Here is a 17439-nt window from a genome sequence, read left to right as displayed (position 1 = left end):
GGTCGGGTTACTTCGCCTCGTCGTCGAGGAACTTCTGGAACGCCTCGTTCGCCGCGTCCGCCGAGGCGGACGGGTCCTTGCCGGTGATCGCGTCGACGATCGGCTGGCCGACGATCTCGCGCGCCTGGGCGACCTTCACGACCAGCGGGCGGTCGTGACCGACGCCGTTGGCGGTGCTGGCCGTGGTGGCCTCGGCGAGGTCCTTCGGGTAGGTGGCGATGGCCTGCGGGTTGGCCCAGACAGAGGCGCGTGCGCCGGGGACGCCGGCCTCCTGCTGCGCCAGAGACTGCTCCTTGCCGGCCGCCCACTGGATGAACTTCCAGGCGTTGTCCTTGTTCTTCGACTGGTCGTTGATGCCCAGCGCCCAGGACGGGATGTTGTAGGGCTTCGAGCCGGCCGGGCCGGCCGGGAAGGGCGCGAAGCCGACGGTGTCGGAGACCTTCGACTTGGCCGGGTCGGTGGCGTTCTTGTAGAGCGAGTTGGCCTCGGTGTAGAAGGCCGCCTTGCCCTGGGTGAAGATCGCCATGGCCTCGGACCAGCTCATGTCGGTGCTGACGTTGTTCGGGCCGTGCTCGCGCAGCAGCCCGCCGTAGTAGGCGTACGCCTGCTTGGCCTGTTCGGTGTTGACCGCGGCCTTGCCGTTGGCGTCGACGAAGTCACCGCCGAAGCTGAACAGGAAGCTGGAGAACTGGGTGACGGCGGCGGCCTTGCCGGTGCGGGAGACGAAGCCCGCGACGCCCGGGTTGTCGGCCTCGACCTTCGCGGCCTGCGCCTTGAGCTCGTCCAGGCTCTTCGGCGGGGCGTCGAAGCCGGACTTCTTCAGCAGGTCCTTGCGGTAGTACAGCACCTCCGACTCGGTGATGATCGGCACGCCGACCACCTTGTCGTCGTACGTGGTGGCCTGCACCGGGGCGGCCTGGAAGTCGCTGAAATCGAAGGCGCTGTCCGACTTGGACCGCTCGGTCAGGTCGGCCAGGTACTTGTTCTTGCCGAACTGCTTGCCCTCCTGCAGGGGCCGGTACATCATCACGTCGAGGTCGCTGGATCCCGCGTTCAGCTTGACGTTGTACTGGTCGGACAGCTGGTCCTCACCGAGCTGGGTGACCTCGACCTTCAGGCCCGTCTGCTTCTCGAACTCCGGCAGCGCCTTCTTGACGTTCTCCGTCCAGACGTGGTTCACCAGCGTCACGCGCACGGTCTTCGACCCGCCGCTGTCCTCTCCACCGCCGCACGCGGCCAGGCCCATGGCGACCACCACGGCCAGAGACGTACCGATTATCGATCGACGTTGCACGTCATCTCTCCATTTCTCGTGGTCGCCGCCCCGGGGGAAGAGCGCCACAACGCTGTAACGTCCGCTTAACCACGGGATGCTAGGTCGAAAAAGCTGATTTATTCAAGGGGTTGACCGAACTGATATGATCCATGGCGTGGAATCGCACTCCTCCGGGGGCGTCGGCACCCAGCCCGCTCCGCCCGAGGTCGGGCTGCACGCCCGCGTCCTCGAGCACCTCGGCACCGCCATCTGCGGCGGAGAGTTCGCCCCCGGGGCGGTCCTCAACATCGACGACCTGGTCGACCGGTACGAGGTCTCCCGCTCGGTGGTCCGCGAGGTGCTGCGTGTCCTGGCGTCGATCGGGTTCATCGAGACCCGCCGACGGGTCGGGGTGACGATCCGGCCCGCGCACGACTGGAACGTCTTCGATCCGCAGGTGATCCGGTGGCGGCTGGCCTCGGCCAGCCGGCTCGCCCAGCTCCGCTCCATCACCGAGCTGCGCACCGCCATCGAGCCGCACGCCGCCCTGCTGGCCGCCGGCCGGGCCGGTCACGACGAGGCCAGCGACCTCGTCGGCCTGGCGGCGAAGATGTGGGCCGCCGGCAAGGCCGGCGACGAGGAGCGCTTCCTGCGCCTGGACATCGAGTTCCACCGCCGGGTGCTGCTCGCCTCCGGCAACGAGATGTTCGTCCGGCTGCAGGACCTGGTCGCCGAGGTGCTGACCGGCCGGCACAAGCACCACCTCATGCCGCACCATCCACACGAGGAGGCGCTGCGCCTGCACGCCGAGGTGGCCCAGGCGATCCAGCGGCACGAGGGCGAGCGCGCCCGGCTGGCGATGGTGCAGCTCATGGAGCAGGCGTTCGAGGAGATGCGCTCCCTCTGGGAGCAGACCGCCGAGCCCGTGCGATTGATCTGATCCGTCGCTCGCCCACCCCGCTGGCCTGGTGGAGCGCGGACGTGCGGTGGCGGGGCGTCAGCGGCGTCCTACCCCGGTGTAACGGCGTGGAACGGGTCCGCCGTCAATAGACGGCCGTGCATTGTATTCGGGGCGAACGCATTCCTGGTCGTCCCTGGGCGTGGTGATGATCGTGGCGGGGCTGCGGCCGAACCCGGTCTTCCCGGCCATCGTCCGGCCACGGCTGACCGCGCACCGAGCCCGGCCCCGCCCTGCCGTCAAGATCAACCGACGGGGCATGATGGGGTGTCACGCTCCATCGACCGGCCGTGGCACGTGTCCGGTCGGACCGGTCAGTAGCGACCGATGCTGTCCAGCGGGCACATCACGATGCGCGGCTGGGCCGCCGGGTCGAGCCACCGGAGTACGCCGACCAGGTCGGCGTGCGACAGGCTGACGCAGCCGGCGGTCGGGCCGGAGGGCGTCGTGCTGAACTCGTGCAGGAAGATCCCGCTGCCTGCGTTCGGCACCGGCTTCGGCACGTTCGGCGCCATGTTGTAGGTGACCACCGCGAAGTGCGTGTAGGCCGGCTTCTCCTTCCACAGCGCCTCGCTGTAACCGCCAGGGCTGGTGGCCGTGTGCCGGAACGTGTTGTAGGTGGACGATTTCGGGTTCTCGTCCCACCAGTCGTCGGTGACGACCTGGTGGTACGGATATCTCACGCCCGGGTTCGCGGCGATGCCGTACATCCTCGGGCCGAACGCGTAGACCCCCGTGGGCGTGGTCGGGGTGCCCTCGACGTGGTTGTCGCTGAAGAACTGGGAGCCGATCCGCGCGGACAGCGCCCCCGAGACCGCGGTCCAGCGGCCGTCGGTCTTCGCGAACGTCTCCAGTGTGGCGTAGCTGGTATTCCAGCTCGCCGCGGTCATCACGACGACCTGCCACGTGGTGGCCGGCAGGGTGCGCAGACCGCTTGCCTTGTTGCTCGGCGTCCAGGTGCGGTCTCGTGGACGTGGGGGGTCGGTGGTGGCGTCGGGAGACGCCGCCGCTGCCGGCGTCGCGCCGGAGACGACGACGGGCGCGGCGATGCCGGCCGCCGCCCCGACGATCAGGGATCTGCGTCGCATGCGGCAGATCGTCCCACCCGGCGCGCCGTTCCGATGTCCCTCGCGAACCGACCGTTCGCCGGTCGACCGGTTTCGTGGGCGGACCGGCAGGGGTAGAGGTGCACCGCCCGCCAGCAGACCCTGAGGAGACAACCATGTCGGTACAAGCGTTTCTCTACCTTGTCGCGGTCATCCTGCTCGCGCTCGCCGCGTTGCCCTTCCGTACCCGGGGCGTCTCGCTCGCCCTGCTCGGAGCGGCGTGCGCCCTGCTGGCCTACGCCTGGCCGGTGATCACCGGTTAGGCGAAGGGTGAGTGATGAGTCATCGGTGGCCCTTGACGCCTGGTGGCGCGCCCGGGGAGCAACCTCGGCACGGACGGGTGGCCGCGCCGGGGCCGAGGGCGGCGACCGACGAACGGGGTGGGCCGGCGACCGAGGTCGCCGGCCCACGGCGTCGGGTCAGGGAGTGGTGAGGTCGAAGCGGTTGACGGTGACCGAACCGCCGAGCGACGACGTGGCGTAGTTGAAGATGCCGTACCGGTAGCCCATGAAGAACGGCCAGTCGTTGTTCAACGTGTACGCCGGCCCGAGCGAGGTGAAGGTGACCCCGTCGGTGCTGTAGGAGAACCTCGCCTGTCGGCCGGCGCCGGGTCTGACGTCCGCGTTGACACGCAGCCAGATCCGGCCGCCGGACACCGCCGCGCTTGCCCGTTCGGTGCCGGTGCTGGTGGTGTTCCAGTTGCTGTCCATGGCGAGGCCGTCGACCATCGAGACCCGCGTTTGGCCGCCGTCGCGGCGGACGCCGATCCAGGCGGAGAGATGTCTCAGCATGGCCAGGCCGGACCGGTCACCGTCACGCATTGTCGAGTAGTCCAGTTGGATCGTGGCGGTCGACGTCGGTCCCTGGATCCGGTGCGTCAACGTGTTGCGGGCGGCGTACAGGTCGTTCGTGACCGTGGCGGTCTGGAGCCGCAGCCCGTTGTTCATCGAGAACTTCGTGGTGTCCGGGTTGTGGTTCCACTCCCACCGCGGGTCGAGTGTCGGGCCGGCGAAGGTGTCCGGGCCGATCATGGACTTGACCTGGCGTGGTGGCCGCGGCACGTTCGGGTACGGGTAGCTGGCGCCCCAACCGCCGTTCACGGTCTGGATGCTGGGCCAGCCGTCGGAGCTCCAGTTGATCGGCGCCAGCACCGGGATCCGGCCGCCGGGGTACGCGTCGACGAACGCCATGTAGTACTGCCCCCACCCGGCAGCGCGGCCAGCTCGTCCCCGGCCAGCGCGGCGGCCAACGACTCCAGCAGGCTCCGCAGCCGCCGGTGGTCCTCGTTGCCCGACCTGCCGCCGGCCGTGCCAGCCATGCCCAGGTGGGTGTGATGCGCCGCCGGCTGAGCAGCGCCGAGCAGCGGTGCGACCGATGGCAACCTGCCAGGCGTACGTGAGTTCGCCAGCCGAATCGGGTTGATCTAACCCCTCTGCTTCCTATCGCGGCTGCTGCTCCTGCGCGTGGGTAGGTTCCGGTCAGGCGGCGACTGCCGTGTTGGGACAGTGCACCCCTATTGACCCCTATTGATGCGTAAGGATGTCGTCGCGGAGCGTTATCGTCTGACGATGTCGCCGCCCCTCGACGGCAAGATCGCCTGACGGAGAGGATCGCCATGTCGCTGCCCACCAACCCTCCGGCGCTGAGCGTGGTGATGCCGACCTACCAGGATCCGCAGTGCCTCGCGCTGACCCTCAAGGCGCTGACCCGGCAGACGCTGCCGCCGGAACGCTTCGAGGTGATCGTGGTCCGGGACGGTGGCTCGTCCGACGGGTACGCCGAGGCGCTCGCCGAGGGTGCCGGTCTCCGCCTGCGCGTGCTGGAACTCGCCGAGCGCAAGGGCCGCTCCGTCGCCCGCAACGAGGGGGCGCGCCGTGCCTGCGCACCTCTGCTGGTCTTCCTCGACGCCGACTCGTGGGCGGTGCCCGACCTGCTGGAGCGGCACCTGGCCTGGCACAGCGTGCCCGGCAACGCGGCGGTGCTGATCGGCCGGCGGGACGAGATCGGCCTCGCTGACCTGCCGGCAGTGCTGGCCGGAGAGTCGCACGCGGTCGCACGCGCCTTCCCGCACGGCGGCGACCTGCGGTTCGCCACGGGGCTTCCCGACGACGGGGGCGAGTGGCTCCGGGCCGGCTGGGTCATCGCCTACACGCACAACATCTCGCTGTCCAGCGCGCACTTCGCGCAGGTCGGTGGTTACCGCGAGGCGTTCGGTCTGAGCTACGGCGTGGAGGACGTCGAGTTGTTCTACCGCGTCGACCGCAGCCTCCCCGACGGCGTCAACTTCGGCTACGACGACGACGCCCGGATCGTCCACCTGCCGCACCACAAGAACATCACCCGCAACTGGATGGAGATGAAGGCCAACTTCCAGCAGGCGGCCCGGCTCTATCCGTGCCTGGAGTGGGAGTTCCTTACCGCCGTCATGGGGTACGAGGCGATCCGGCGCATCCTGCACTATCGCGCGCTCATCGACGAGTGCGTCGAGCGGTCGGCCTGCGCCATCGGGCCCGCCGCCGCGCGCCTCGCCGGCCAGGTGCGGGGGCACCGCACGCTCTGGATCGGCACCGGCCGCGCCGATTCCGGGTTGCCCACCTCGGCGTTGACCTTCGACTACGCCGCACCCATCGGGCGGACCAACTTCCACCTGCTCGGCGTCGCCCCGCCCATGCCGCCGGGCAGCCTGGACGCGGTGATCAGCGTGGACTTCTGGCGGTACCTGCTGTGGCCGGAACTCTGCCAGTTCATCTCGGCCTCGCTGCTGCTGGCCGGCGAGGTCCACCTGGTCGCCACCGCCGACTCGACGCCGGGGATGTGCGCCGCCGACCCGCAGACGCTGGACTACCTGCGCCAGGCGCAGGCCGCGGCGTGCACGGCCGAGCTGCGCGCGGTCGAAGGGCTCGGCCACGTACTGATCCTGCGGCCCCTCCGACCCGCGCCCGGCGCCGCGCGCCGGGTACCCGCTCAGACCGCCGCCAGGGCGCGACCCGCTGCCCTGGTGCCGGGGCGCTCCACGACGCGGGGATAGCAGATCGACGGTGCGGCCAGGCCCGACAACGCTGTCGGGCCTGGCCCAACCGCGCCCGGATCCGGAGTAAAAGACGGAAAGGCGAGTACCATGCGCGTACTGCTGTCGACTCTCGGGTCGCGCGGCGATGTCCAACCACTGGTGGCGCTCGCGTCGCGGTTGACGGCCCTCGGCCACCAGGTCCGCCTCTGCGCCCCGCCCGACTTCGCCCGCTGGGTGGGCAGCTTCAGGATTCCCTTCGTGCCCGTCGGCCCGCCCTGGCGCAGGTCGGCGGCGCCCAGGTCGCGGGCCGCCGTGCCAAAACCCTCGCCCGCGCAGGTACGCAAGCTCGCCGAGTCCTCCATCGGCATCCAGTTCGAGGTGCTGTCGGCCGCAGCCCGGGACTGTGACGTCCTCGTCGCGTCGACGGGCCTCCAGATCGCCGCCCGCACCGTGGCGGAGAAGCGCGGCATCCCGTACGTCTTCGCGGCGCTCTGCCCGGCGGCCCTTCCCTCACCCCACCACCCCCCGCTGCCGCTGCCGGTGCTCGGGGAGGTCCCGGCGCCCGCGTCGGCCGACAACAGCGACCTGTGGGCGGCCAACCTGCGGCACGTCAACGACACCTTCGCCGCGCCCCTCAACGCGCTGCGGTCGGCGGTGGGGTTGGGCACGGTCGACGACGTCAGCGACCACATCCACACCGACCGGCCGTGGCTGGCCACCGACCCGAGCCTGGCACCCTGGCCGGACGTCGCCGATCCGGCCGTCTACCAACCGGGCGCCTGGCTCCTGCCCGACAAGCGGGCCCTGCCCGCCGAGCTGACGGCCTTCCTGGACGCCGGCGGGCCGTGCGTCTACGTCGGATTCGGCAGCGTCGCGGCACCCCCGGGTCTGCTGGAGACGGCCGTGCGGGCCGTGCGCGCGGTCGGTTGCCGGCTGGTCGTCTCCCGGGGCTGGGCACCGCTCTCGCCGGTCGACCGGTCCTCCGACTGCCTGGTGGTCGGCGAAGTGAACCAGCAGGACCTGTTCCGGGAGGTGGCCGTGGTGGTCCACCATGGCGGCGCGGGCACCACGACCACGGCCGCGCGGGCCGGGACGCCGCAGGTCGTCGTACCGCAGGTGTACGACCAGCACTACTTCGCGCGCCGGGTGTCCGCGCTCGGCATCGGCACCGCACACCCCGGCTCCGTGCCGACCGTCGACTCGCTGACCGAGGCTCTGGGCGCCGCGCTGCGGCCGGAGGTGGCCGCCCGCGCCCGCGAGTTCGCCGGCGTCGTACGCACCGACGCGGCGCAGGTCGCCGCGGAGCGGTTGGTCGTCGCACCGGGAGCCTGAGCGGGCAGCCCCGCCCCGCTGGCTCACGACCGGGCGGGGCCCGGCCACGACCCAGGCGACCGGTGCCGTGCCGGGCCGAGCGGGCGGGTCGACGCTGGGTGCCCGACCCCCGTCACCGGCCCGCGCAGCCGCAGCGGCGTCAGGCCCGGCGCAGCGTCCGCAGTGTGCCGGCCCAGGCGACCACCTCGTCGAGCATGGTGCCGAGGGCCTGCTCGTGGTGCGCGGCCGGCCGGAAGTCGCGGAAGTTGACGAAGTCGGTCGTCAGAGAGAGCGCGACCTGGGAGCGGACGTCGGCGACGCCGAGCTGCCCGAGCACCAGCCGCAGGTGCTCCGCCGCCCGGGTGCCGCCGTGCACGCCGTAGCTGACGAGGCCGGCGGCGGCGTGCTGCCACTCCTGGTAGAGGAAGTCGAGGGAATCCTTCAGCGCGCCCGGGATGGAGTGGTTGTACTCCGGCGTGACGAAGACGAAGCCGTCGAACCCGGCCACGGTCGTCGCCCAGCGGCGTACGGCCGGGCGTCGCGACGGCGCCATCGACGGCGGCAGCACCTCGTCGAAGTGTGGCAGGGCGTAGTCGGCGATGTCGACCAACTCGACAGTGGCGTCGCCCCGCTTGGCGGCGACGTCGCGCACCCAGCGGGCCACGGCGTCGGCCTTGCGGCCGGGTCGCGTGCTGCCGACGATGACACCGATCCTGACCATGCTGCTCTCCTCTACGCGATGGGGACGGGGCGCGCGGGAGCCGGCGTGCCGGTCAGGTCACGAGCCAGCTCCACCGCGCCGTGCAGGGACGACAGCCCGCCGAGGGCGGCGGGACGCACCGGTGGCGCCGGGCGCCCGGGCCGGCCGGCGCGGCGTGCCCGTTGCGCGACGAGCGGCACGAAGCCAGGCAGGCCGGCGGCGAACCCGCCGCCCACGATTGCCAGCGCCGGATCGAGGATCTCGCCGAGGCTCACCACCGCCGCCGCCAGCGCCCGGCAGCTCTCCTCGACCGCAGCCACCGCCCAGGGCTCGCGCCCGTCGAGTCCGGCCCGTAGGTCATCGAAGCCCACCTCGCCGCCCCGGCGGGCGGCGGCGCGGCGCAGGGTGGCGGGGCCGGACGCGACGGACTGGAGGCAGCCGTGCCGGTCGCAGTCGCAGCGCTCACCGTCGAGGGCGACGACCATGTGGCCGATCTCGGCGGAGGACCGGCCCGGCACCGGCCGGCCGGCCAGTACGACGCCGCCGCCGATCCCGGTGCCGACGCCCAGGTAGACCACGTCGTCCGCGCCGGCGCAGCGCGCCTCGGCCAGGGCGGCGAGATCACCGTCGTCGGCGACGGCGGTCGCCGCGTCGGGAAAGAGGCGGCGCAGCGCGCCGGTGAGGTCGAGGCCCGCCCAGCCGGGGCGCCCAGGCCAGGTGGTGACGGTGCCCCCGGTGTCAGTGGTCGCCGGCATGGCCACCCCGACCGCGTCCACCGGTCCCCACCGGTCGAGCAGCCGGTCCACCTCGACGGCCAGCACCGTCAGGTCGTCAGCCGGGTCGGCGGCCCCACGGGGCCAGCGGAAGGTCCGGTCGTACGCCGGCCGCCCGGGTGCCTCCGCGTGCAACGCGACCTTGGTGCCGCCGACGTCGATGCCGAGGACGCCGCCGTGGCGCTGCGGACCGGACACGGCCGGCCTCAGCCCAGCCGCACGTGCAGGTAGACGAGCGCCAGGGCGGCCACGGCAAAGATCACCGGCGTCAGGATCGTCGCGGCCGGGTCCTTCGCCCGTGCGTGGTAGACGACCGCGCACGTCATCTGCAGGGCGAGACCGATCGCCGCCGCGATGCCCAGGGGCGGCCAGAGCAGGCCGAGCAGCAGCCCGGCGACCGCGGCGAGTTCCAGCACCCCCAGCACGCGGGTCAGCCCCGGCGAGACGCCGAGGTGGTCCATCCGCTCGCGCATCTGTGCCTGCCCGGTGAGCTTCGGCACGGCGGTGCCCACGAACACGGCGGCGAGGACGAGGGTCAGGACGAGGACGGGAATTTCCACGTGAGGTCCTTCGGGAAGAGTCGGGAGGGGCGGACGACCGTACCGCCGGCACGCCGGCGCCCACGGCACCGGACGGCGGGGTGCCCGGTCGTCATCGGACGGTCGCGGTGAGGGCGCGCGCGGCCAGCCGGTAGCCCAGCGCTCCGAGCCCGACGATCACCCCGCTGGCCAGCGGGGCGATCACCGAGTCGTGCCGGAAGCTCTCCCGCGCCCACACGTTGGACAGATGCACCTCGACGAAGGGCCGGGGGTAGTTGGCCAGCGCGTCGCGCAGGCTCCAGCCCGCGATCATCAGGGCGCCCGGGTTGACGATCGCGCCCACCGTGCCGTAGCTGTTCTGGATCGTACGGATCAGCGCACCCTCGCAGTCGTGCTGCTCGGCGACCACACCCCAGCCCCGGGCGGCGACCTCCTCGCCGACGGCGCGTTCGATGTCGTCCAGGGTGTCGGTGCCGTAGATCTCCGGTTCCCGCCGGCCGAGAATGCCCAGGTTCGGGCCGTTCAGCAGCAGTACGTCCGACACGCTTCACCTCGTGGGGCACGGCCCTGGTCCCGCAGAGCCTGATGACTGGTCACCGCAGTCTTACTACGCCGACGGCTCCCGGCGAACCGGCGGCGCCCGACGCGCGGGCGGACTAAGGGGTGGCTAGGGGCTGTTAGGGGCGGTGACCGCGTATCCGCGTCGGTTACCGTCCTCCCTGCTGAAGCGACGCCGCCGGCTCCAGACGGAGGCGTCACGTACCGCGCGGCCATCCGGTGCTCCGCTGCGCCCGGACCGCGCACCGGCGGTCTCGGGTCGTCCCGCCCGATGGTCCGCCCAAGCCCCTGGTCTGCCCGAGTTGGGAAGTGGGAAGTCATGAGTGGTCAGCCCTCGACGGTGTCCGAGTTCCCCGAGTGGCCGCAGTACGGCGACGAGGAGCGAACCGGACTGATCCGCGCCCTCGAACAGGGTCAGTGGTGGCGGATGGGCGGCAGTGAGGTCGACTCCTTCGAGCGGGAGTTCGGTGACTACCACGGCAGCCCCCACGCGCTTGCCGTCACCAACGGCACCCACGCGCTGGAAGTCGCGCTGGAGGTGCTCGGCGTCGGCCCCGGTACGGAGGTGATCGTCCCGGCGTTCACGTTCATCTCGTCCTCGCTGGCCGCGCAGCGTCTCGGCGCGGTCGCCGTGCCGGTCGACGTCGACCTGGACACCTACTGCGTCGACCCCGCCGCCGTCGAGGCCGCGATCACGCCCCGTACCAAGGTGATCATGCCGGTGCACATGGCCGGGCAGTTCGCCGACATGGACGCGCTCGACAAGCTCGCCGCCGACGCCGGGGTGGCTCTGCTGCAGGACGCGGCACACGCCCACGGCGCGCAGTGGCGCGGCCGGCGGGCCGGCGCGCTCGGCTCGGTGGCCGCCTTCAGCTTCCAGAACGGCAAGCTCATGACCGCCGGCGAGGGCGGAGCGGTCGTCTTCCCCGACGAGGAACTGCGCGAGCGGGCATTCCTCGTGCACAGCTGCGGCCGGCCCCGCACCGACCGCGAATACCTGCACAGCACCACCGGCTCGAACTACCGGATGAGCGAGTTCACCGCCGCTGTGCTACGCGCCCAGCTGCCCCGCCTCGACGAGCAGATCGCGCTGCGCGAGCAGCGCTGGCCGCTGCTGTCGAGCCTGCTCGCCGAGATCCCGGGCGTCGTCCCGCAGGCGACCGACCCCCGCACCGACCGCAACCCGCACTACATGGCGATGTTCCGTATCCCCGGGATCGGCATCGAGCGCCGCCGTGCCGTGGTGGACGCGCTCATCGCCCGGGGCGTCCCGGCGTTCGTGGCGTTCCGGGCGATCTACCGGTGCGAGGGCTTCTGGATGGCCGGCGCGTCCGACGAGTCGGTAGAGGTGATCGCGGCCCGCTGCCCCAACACCGAGCAGATCCACTCCGACTGCGTCTGGCTGCACCACCGCACGCTGCTTGGCACGGAGCAGCAGATGCACGAGATCGCCGCCGTGCTCGCCGACGTCCTCGCCGGATGACGGCCCGGCCCCCGGCCGCGGCCGGCCGGCCGGTGCGGGTCGCGGTGGTCGGCCTCGGCTGGGCCGGGCGGGAGATCTGGCTGCCCCGGCTCGCCGCACACCCCGGCTTCGAGGTGGTCGCCGTGGTCGACCCGCAGCCCGTGGTGCGCGATCAGGCCCGCGACACCCACGCCGTCGCGTCCGCGTACGCCGACGTCGAGGACCTGCCCGCCGGAACGGTCGACCTGGCGGTGGTCGCCGTACCGAACCACCTGCACGCGGTCGTCGCCGTCCGGCTGCTGCGCCGGGGCGTACCGGTGTTCCTGGAGAAGCCGGTCTGCCTGACCTCCGCCGAGGCGGGCATCCTGGCCGACGCGGAGCGCGACGGCGGCGCGGTGCTGCTGGCCGGCAGCGCCGCCCGTTACCGGGCCGACATCCGGGCGCTGGCCGACGTGGCCGGCGGGCTGGGCCCGATCCGGCACGTCGATGTGGCCTGGGTTCGCGCCCGAGGGGTGCCCGACGCGGGCGGCTGGTTCACCCGCCGCGACCAGTCCGGCGGGGGCGCGCTGGTGGACCTCGGCTGGCACCTGCTCGACACGGTGCTGCCGCTGCTCGGCCCGGCCCGGGTCACTCACGCGATAGGCAGCGTCTCGGACGACTTCGTCAACGACAGCGCCGCCCACGCCGCCTGGCGCGGCGGGGCCGACACCGCAGGCCACGTTCCCGGCGACGTCGAGGACACCGCCCGGGGGTTCCTGCTCACCGACACCGGCGCCTCCGTCGCCCTGCACGCGTGCTGGGCCTCGCACGAGTCGCTGGACCGCACCACCGTCACCGTGCACGGCGCCGCGGGGTCGGCGACGCTGCGCTGCACGTTCGGCTTCAGTCCCAACCGGGAGCCCACGCCGGTGCTGACGCGTACCCGCGACGGCCGGACCGCGCGGCTGCCGCTGCCCGGGGAGCCGATCGGCGCGGAGTACGACCACCAGCTCGACGCCCTGCCCGGGCTGCTCGCCGACCCGGCCGCCCGGGGCGCGGCCGTCGTCGAGGCCCGCCGGACCATCGACATCATCGAACGGATCTACCAGTGCGCCCGGCCCACCCGGCCGGAGCGCCAGCACGCACTGGTGGGCCATCGCGCCGGGTGAGAACCACCGTCGGCCCCAACCCCTTCCGGGAGCAGCCATGAGCCGTCCATCGTCCACAGTCGAGGTGACCCCGCCCTCGCCGGCGCGCGGCCCGATCCGCGCGGTCGTGTTCGACCTCGACGGCGTCATCGTCGACAGTTCGGCCGTCATGCGTGAGGCGTTCAGCATCGCGTACGCCGAGGTGGTGGGCGACGGGCCGGCACCGTTCGACGAGTACAACCGGCACATGGGCCGGTACTTCCCGGACATCATGCGCCTGATGGGGCTGCCCCTGGAGATGGAGGAGCCGTTCGTCCGCGAGAGCTACCGGATGGCCCACCTCGTGCCGCTCTTCCCCGGCGTCCGGGAGACCCTGGAGACCCTGCACTCGCGTGGCATCCGGATGGGGATCGCCACCGGCAAGGCCGGCCCGCGGGCCCGCTCCCTGCTCGACCAACTCGGCGTGCTGGGCCTCTTCGGCCAGGTGATCGGCTCCGACGAGGTGGCCCGTCCCAAGCCTGCCCCGGACATCGTGCTCCAGGCGCTGGGCAACCTCGACGTGCCGCCGCACGAGGCCATGATGGTGGGCGACGCGGTGATCGACCTGCTCAGCGGCCGGGCCGCCGGGGCGACGGCCGTCGCCACGACGTGGCACGGCGGGGACATCGCGGCGCTGCTCGCCGCCGGCCCCGACCTGGTCGTGCACGCCCCGGCGGAGTTGCTGGCGCACTGCCCGGCGGCCCTCGTCCACTGACCCGGACCGGAGCGCGCCGGGCTGCTCGCGCGGGCCGCACGGCGCGCTGCCGCCGAGCCTGCCGGCAAGCGGCGGTCAGCGTGTGTCGCTGACCGCCTCGGGGCCGGCTTCCAGGAAGCGCAGCATGCCGGTGGCCAGGACCTCGGCGACGGGGGCCGGGACCAGGTCGGTACGGATGGTGACCCGCAGGAGGACACTCTCGTCGCCGGGCAGCACCTCGGCGACGCAGGCACCGGACCACTCCCGGGCGTACGGTTCGACGACCTCCTCGGTCCGGCAGCCGGGCAGGTCCAGCGGGAGGACGAGGTTGTCCTGGTAGGCGAACGAGGGCAGGCTGTTGATCACCTCGCGGGGCAGGTCGAGGACCGGGTCGTCGGTGACCATCTCCAGGAAGGAGACGTCCTGGGCGGCCATCAGCTCGTCCGCGGTCTGCTGGAGGGCGCGCATCAGGTCCTTCTCCGGGCCGCCGAACCGGACCCGGAGACAGTTGCTGCTGATCCTGCTCGTGAAGGCGGAGTCGAGGACGCGGCTGCCGCGCTGGGCGACGATCATCAGCAGGGCGATGTCGTCCTGCTGATGGATGGCGCGCAGCGCCGAGGCGTAGGCGGCGGCGAAGTAGGTGGAACGGCTGAAGCGGTGTTCGACGGCGGCCCGGTCCCAGCGCCGCACCAGCTCGGGCGAGACGGCGACGATGTGCCCGGTCTTGGGGCCCCAGGTCGGGGTCTGTTCCAGGATCTCCTGCGGCCGGCCTTCGCCTTGGCGGGGTAGGTCGCGTAGTTGTTCGCGCCAGTAGGTTCGTTGGGTTTGCAGGTCGGCGGCGTCGCGGAGGCGGGTGTGTTCGTCGTAGGACTGGTGCAGTGTGGGTGCGGGGTGTGGCCAGGTGGGTGTGTGGCCGGTGTGTCGTGCGGTGTAGGCGTGGCTGAGGTCTCGTACGAGTAGTCCGTATGACCAGCCGTCGAAGGCGATGTGGTGGATGCCGATGCCGAAGAGGATTCGGTTGGTGGTTTTGTTTCGGATCAGGGCGGCGCGCCAGTTGCGGCCCTGGGTGTAGTCGAGGGGTTGTTGTACTGCTTCGGCGAGTTGGTCGAGGGCGTCGTGTTCGGTGGCGGCGTCGGCGAGTAGGCGTAGCTGGGGCATGCCGGGGTTGGGTGGGATGATTGCGGTTGGTGGGTCGGTGCGCCGGTAGCGGGCGTGTAGGGCCTGGTGGCGGCGGTGTAGGTCGCCGAGGGCGGCCATGAGGGCTCGTAGGTCCAGCTCACCCTCGATCCACCAGGTGGTCGGGCAGACCAGTTCGAAGGGGAGCACGACGCACTTCGCGACGGACGGGGTCAGCGGGACGGGCTTCGACGGGCCGGGACGGCCGGTGACGGACGGCGCCAGCTCGGCCCCGGGGCGGCGGGGGGCGGTGGCGAGCCAGCGGGCCAGCCCTTGCGGGGTGGGGGTGCGGTGGATCTGCGAGACGGGCACGGCGACGTCGGCGGCCTCGTCGAGGGCGACAGCGACGGCGGCGGACTGCAGGGAGGTGCCGCCGAGGTGGAAGAACCCGTCGAGTGCCCCGACCCGGTCCAGCCCGAGCACCGTCGCGAAGATCCCCGCGACGAGGCGTTCGGAGTCGGTGGCCGGTTCGGTGTACGGCACGTCGAGATCGGGACGGCGCGAGCCCGGTTCTGGTAGCGCCCGTCGGTCGATCTTGCCGGTGCCGCCGGTGGGGAACCGGTCCAGGACCATGATCACGGCGGGAACCATGTAGGGCGGGAGCACGGCGGCGGCGTGTGCCCGCAGGTCCGCGGTGACGGGGACGCGGCCGTCGCGTCCGGTGACGTAGCCGACGAGCCGGGCGGTGCCCTGGTCCTCGCGACGGGTGACGACGGCGGTGCCGACGTCCGGGTGCTGTTCGAGAGTCGCCTCGATCTCACCGAGTTCGATCCGGATGCCGTTGACCTTGACCTGGTGGTCCATCCGGCCGAGGATCTCCAGCGCTCCGGCGGCGTTCCACCGGCCGAGGTCGCCGGTGCGGTAGGCGGTCCCGCCGCCGTACGGGTCGGTGACGAACCGCTGGGCGGTCAGTTCGGGGCGGTTGAGGTAACCGTCGGCGACGCCGGCGCCGGTGATGAGGATCTCGCCGGGGACGCCCATGGGGACGAGGTCGAGATTGGCGTCGACGACGCGGATCTGCCGGTTGGGCATGGGTCGGCCGATGGGCACGTACGCGCCGGGCCAGCCCTTCGACGCGTCGTACCAGGTACAGGCGACGGATGCCTCCGCGGGCCCGTACGCGTTGATCAGGCGGGCACCGGCGGCCGTCCAGCGGCGTGCCATGCGGGGCGGAATGGGTTCCCCGGCGAGGGTCACGCACGTCAGGCTGGGGCAGTCGGCGGGATCGACGGCGGCGAGGTTCGTGGGTGGGCAGAACGCGTGGGTGGCCTGCTCCTTGGCGATCAGCTCCGTCAACCGGCGGGCGTCGAGCAGATCGTCGCGGGAGCTGACGACGACGCGGGCACCGGAGGTCAGCGCGGTGTAGATCTCGCCGAGGGCCACGTCGAAGACCGGGGAACAGGAATGGAGCATCCGGCTGTCCGGCCCGACCGCGCACTCCTCCCGCATCCAGGTGACGAAGTTCGTCAGGTGCTCGTGGGTCAGCACGACACCCTTCGGTGTCCCGGTCGAGCCGGACGTGTAGATCACGAACGCCGGCCGGGAGGGTGCCACCACCGGCAGGTCGGCCGCCTCGGCCGCCGTCACGGTGGGCCAGTCGGCATCGAGGGCGACGACCCGTACGCCGTCAGGTCCGGGGACACGCGGGGCGACCTCGCCGACGGTGAGGACGACCCGGGCGCCGTGGTCGGCCAGCAGCATCCGCATCCGCTCCGCCGGCCAGGACACGTCCATCGGCGTGTACGCCGCCCCCGCCCGCAGCACCGCCAGGGTGGCGACGAGCGTCCACATGCTGCGGTCCAGCGCCAGCGACACCACGTCCCCGGGCCGTACGCCCATCGACCGTAGCCGCGCGGCCAACTCCCCCGAGCGACGGGCCAGCTCCGCGTACGTCAGCACCTCCCCGGCGGCGACGCCGGCCACCGCGTCCGGCGTGCGTCGCGCCCATTCGAGCACCAGCTCGTGCAGCGGCGCACCCGGCACCGGGCGGGCCGGGCCCCGGCCCCACGCGAGCAGCCGCTCGCGCTCGGTCGCGCCCAGCAGCGGCAGCGCGCCCAGCGGCACCCCCGGTTCCCGGACCCCGGCCGACAGCAACGACACGGTCTGGTCCACCAGGCCCCGCACCCAGTCCGCCGAGAAGCCGTCAGCGGCGTAGTCCACCCGGAGCGCCGACCCGTCCCCCGCGACGGTCACCACGATGTCCACGTCCACCACGTCCGGCCCCACCTCGGCCACCGGGGCGTCCACCAGCCCGACCACCACCGGCCCCGCCGCCCCCGCGCTGCGCGCGACCGGTCCGGCCAGCGCCGTGGCCACCCGCGACGTCAGCTCGCCGAAGCCCGGTTCGTCCGCGACGTCGACCCGCAGCACGCCGCCCGACGACAGGCCGACCGCCACCTCGGCCTGGCCGGTGTACCGGGCCAGCACCCCCAGCAGACCGGCCAGCAGCACCGCGCCGGGGGAGCGCGCCCCCGCCGGGACGGGCAGGTCGACCGGCCGGTACGCGGAGGCCGCCCGGGCCGGCCACGCGGCCGGCCGGCGCAGGTCTCCCATCAGGTCGAGGATCTCGAAGCCGGGCCCAGCGACATCCGTGGCGTGCGCACCGACGATTCCGACAGACATTGAGCCAGCCTCCGATCAGGGCCGGCGCGACCCAGAGGGGTGCGCCGGAGGGGACAACCACGAACTCTCGGGACAACGGGCCGCGTGCCACCGACGACGAGCGGACCGG

General features: G+C 72.5%; 14 protein-coding genes and 1 pseudogene. 7 read left to right on the top strand and 8 right to left on the bottom strand.

All coding sequences use genetic code 11. The annotated features are described in order from the left end of the window. Positions 1 to 7 precede the first annotated feature (7 nt). The gene (locus MicB006_RS15300; protein ID WP_225980769.1) at positions 8 to 1294 is read right to left on the bottom strand and encodes a sugar ABC transporter substrate-binding protein; all 1287 of its coding nucleotides are present in this window, start codon (positions 1292 to 1294) and stop codon (positions 8 to 10) included. 136 nt (positions 1295 to 1430) lie between these two features. Between MicB006_RS15300 and MicB006_RS15295 the strand changes: the two genes are divergently transcribed. Beyond that, complete coding sequence (locus tag MicB006_RS15295) at positions 1431 to 2195, top strand: FadR/GntR family transcriptional regulator (protein WP_225980768.1); 765 nt, start codon at positions 1431 to 1433, stop codon at positions 2193 to 2195. 332 nt (positions 2196 to 2527) lie between these two features. On the opposite strand, the gene MicB006_RS15290 is transcribed toward MicB006_RS15295, so the two are convergent. Continuing rightward, the gene (locus MicB006_RS15290; RefSeq protein WP_116506970.1) at positions 2528 to 3301 is read right to left on the bottom strand and encodes a L,D-transpeptidase; all 774 of its coding nucleotides are present in this window, start codon (positions 3299 to 3301) and stop codon (positions 2528 to 2530) included. A 134-nt stretch (positions 3302 to 3435) separates the two neighbouring features. Between MicB006_RS15290 and MicB006_RS32020 the strand changes: the two genes are divergently transcribed. Further along, positions 3436 to 3582 carry a hypothetical protein gene (locus MicB006_RS32020; RefSeq protein ID WP_192900242.1) on the top strand — a complete coding sequence of 49 codons (147 nt, stop codon included), beginning with the start codon at positions 3436 to 3438 and terminating at the stop codon, positions 3580 to 3582. Positions 3583 to 3738: 156 nt separating this feature from the next. Here MicB006_RS32020 and MicB006_RS15285 read toward each other — a convergent pair. Beyond that, positions 3739 to 4515 (bottom strand): annotated as a pseudogene (locus MicB006_RS15285) (glycoside hydrolase); the annotation flags it as partial. 419 nt (positions 4516 to 4934) lie between these two features. On the opposite strand from MicB006_RS15285, the gene MicB006_RS15280 reads away from it, so the two are divergent. Next, positions 4935 to 6347, top strand: coding sequence for a glycosyltransferase family 2 protein (locus MicB006_RS15280; RefSeq protein ID WP_116506968.1), 1413 nt, complete (start codon positions 4935 to 4937; stop codon positions 6345 to 6347). Between the two features lie 90 nt (positions 6348 to 6437). Further along, positions 6438 to 7661, top strand: coding sequence for a glycosyltransferase (locus MicB006_RS15275; protein ID WP_116506966.1), 1224 nt, complete (start codon positions 6438 to 6440; stop codon positions 7659 to 7661). A 139-nt stretch (positions 7662 to 7800) separates the two neighbouring features. On the opposite strand, the gene MicB006_RS15270 is transcribed toward MicB006_RS15275, so the two are convergent. The 4 genes from MicB006_RS15270 to MicB006_RS15255 all read right to left on the bottom strand — a co-directional run bounded on the left by MicB006_RS15270 (position 7801) and on the right by MicB006_RS15255 (position 10196). Beyond that, entirely contained in the window at positions 7801 to 8361 is a 561-nt protein-coding gene (locus MicB006_RS15270) for an NADPH-dependent FMN reductase (protein WP_013285613.1), read from the bottom strand. Positions 8362 to 8372: 11 nt separating this feature from the next. Then, a complete protein-coding gene (locus tag MicB006_RS15265) occupies positions 8373 to 9311 on the bottom strand; it encodes an ROK family protein (RefSeq protein ID WP_030500470.1) in 939 nt (312 codons plus the stop codon). Positions 9312 to 9319: 8 nt separating this feature from the next. Continuing rightward, a complete protein-coding gene (locus MicB006_RS15260; protein ID WP_116506964.1) occupies positions 9320 to 9673 on the bottom strand; it encodes a DoxX family protein in 354 nt (117 codons plus the stop codon). A gap of 91 nt (positions 9674 to 9764) precedes the next feature. Continuing rightward, positions 9765 to 10196: a type II 3-dehydroquinate dehydratase gene (locus MicB006_RS15255; RefSeq protein ID WP_116506962.1), complete on the bottom strand. Its 432-nt coding sequence runs from the start codon at positions 10194 to 10196 to the stop codon at positions 9765 to 9767. A gap of 333 nt (positions 10197 to 10529) precedes the next feature. On the opposite strand from MicB006_RS15255, the gene MicB006_RS15250 reads away from it, so the two are divergent. The 3 genes from MicB006_RS15250 to MicB006_RS15240 are packed head-to-tail and all read left to right on the top strand — an operon-like array spanning position 10530 to position 13553. Beyond that, positions 10530 to 11693, top strand: coding sequence for a DegT/DnrJ/EryC1/StrS family aminotransferase (locus MicB006_RS15250; protein ID WP_116506960.1), 1164 nt, complete (start codon positions 10530 to 10532; stop codon positions 11691 to 11693). Then, a complete protein-coding gene (locus MicB006_RS15245; protein ID WP_013477292.1) occupies positions 11690 to 12820 on the top strand; it encodes a Gfo/Idh/MocA family protein in 1131 nt (376 codons plus the stop codon). Before MicB006_RS15250 ends, MicB006_RS15245 begins: the two co-directional genes overlap by 4 nt. A 37-nt stretch (positions 12821 to 12857) precedes the next feature. Beyond that, complete coding sequence (locus MicB006_RS15240) at positions 12858 to 13553, top strand: HAD-IA family hydrolase (RefSeq protein ID WP_030500475.1); 696 nt, start codon at positions 12858 to 12860, stop codon at positions 13551 to 13553. Between the two features lie 75 nt (positions 13554 to 13628). On the opposite strand, the gene MicB006_RS15235 is transcribed toward MicB006_RS15240, so the two are convergent. Then, positions 13629 to 17330: an amino acid adenylation domain-containing protein gene (locus MicB006_RS15235; protein WP_116506958.1), complete on the bottom strand. Its 3702-nt coding sequence runs from the start codon at positions 17328 to 17330 to the stop codon at positions 13629 to 13631. Between the last annotated feature and the right edge of the window lie 109 nt (positions 17331 to 17439).

Source organism: Micromonospora sp. B006 (genome assembly GCF_003408515.1).
In the GTDB taxonomy this organism is placed as follows: domain Bacteria; phylum Actinomycetota; class Actinomycetes; order Mycobacteriales; family Micromonosporaceae; genus Micromonospora; species Micromonospora echinospora_A.
This window is presented reverse-complemented; position numbering and strand designations above follow the sequence as displayed.

What these genes read in the sequence shown, in the direction of transcription:
- MicB006_RS15275 (WP_116506966.1), top strand. Translation starts at nt 6,438, where the DNA reads ATGCGCGTACTGCTGTCGACTCTCGGGTCGCGCGGCGATGTCCAACCA.
- MicB006_RS15250 (WP_116506960.1), top strand. Translation starts at nt 10,530, where the DNA reads ATGAGTGGTCAGCCCTCGACGGTGTCCGAGTTCCCCGAGTGGCCGCAG.
- MicB006_RS15280 (WP_116506968.1), top strand. Translation starts at nt 4,935, where the DNA reads ATGTCGCTGCCCACCAACCCTCCGGCGCTGAGCGTGGTGATGCCGACC.
- MicB006_RS15270 (WP_013285613.1), bottom strand. Translation starts at nt 8,361, where the DNA reads ATGGTCAGGATCGGTGTCATCGTCGGCAGCACGCGACCCGGCCGCAAG.
- MicB006_RS15240 (WP_030500475.1), top strand. Translation starts at nt 12,858, where the DNA reads ATGAGCCGTCCATCGTCCACAGTCGAGGTGACCCCGCCCTCGCCGGCG.
- MicB006_RS15235 (WP_116506958.1), bottom strand. Translation starts at nt 17,330, where the DNA reads ATGTCTGTCGGAATCGTCGGTGCGCACGCCACGGATGTCGCTGGGCCC.
- MicB006_RS15245 (WP_013477292.1), top strand. Translation starts at nt 11,690, where the DNA reads ATGACGGCCCGGCCCCCGGCCGCGGCCGGCCGGCCGGTGCGGGTCGCG.
- MicB006_RS15290 (WP_116506970.1), bottom strand. Translation starts at nt 3,301, where the DNA reads ATGCGACGCAGATCCCTGATCGTCGGGGCGGCGGCCGGCATCGCCGCG.
- MicB006_RS32020 (WP_192900242.1), top strand. Translation starts at nt 3,436, where the DNA reads ATGTCGGTACAAGCGTTTCTCTACCTTGTCGCGGTCATCCTGCTCGCG.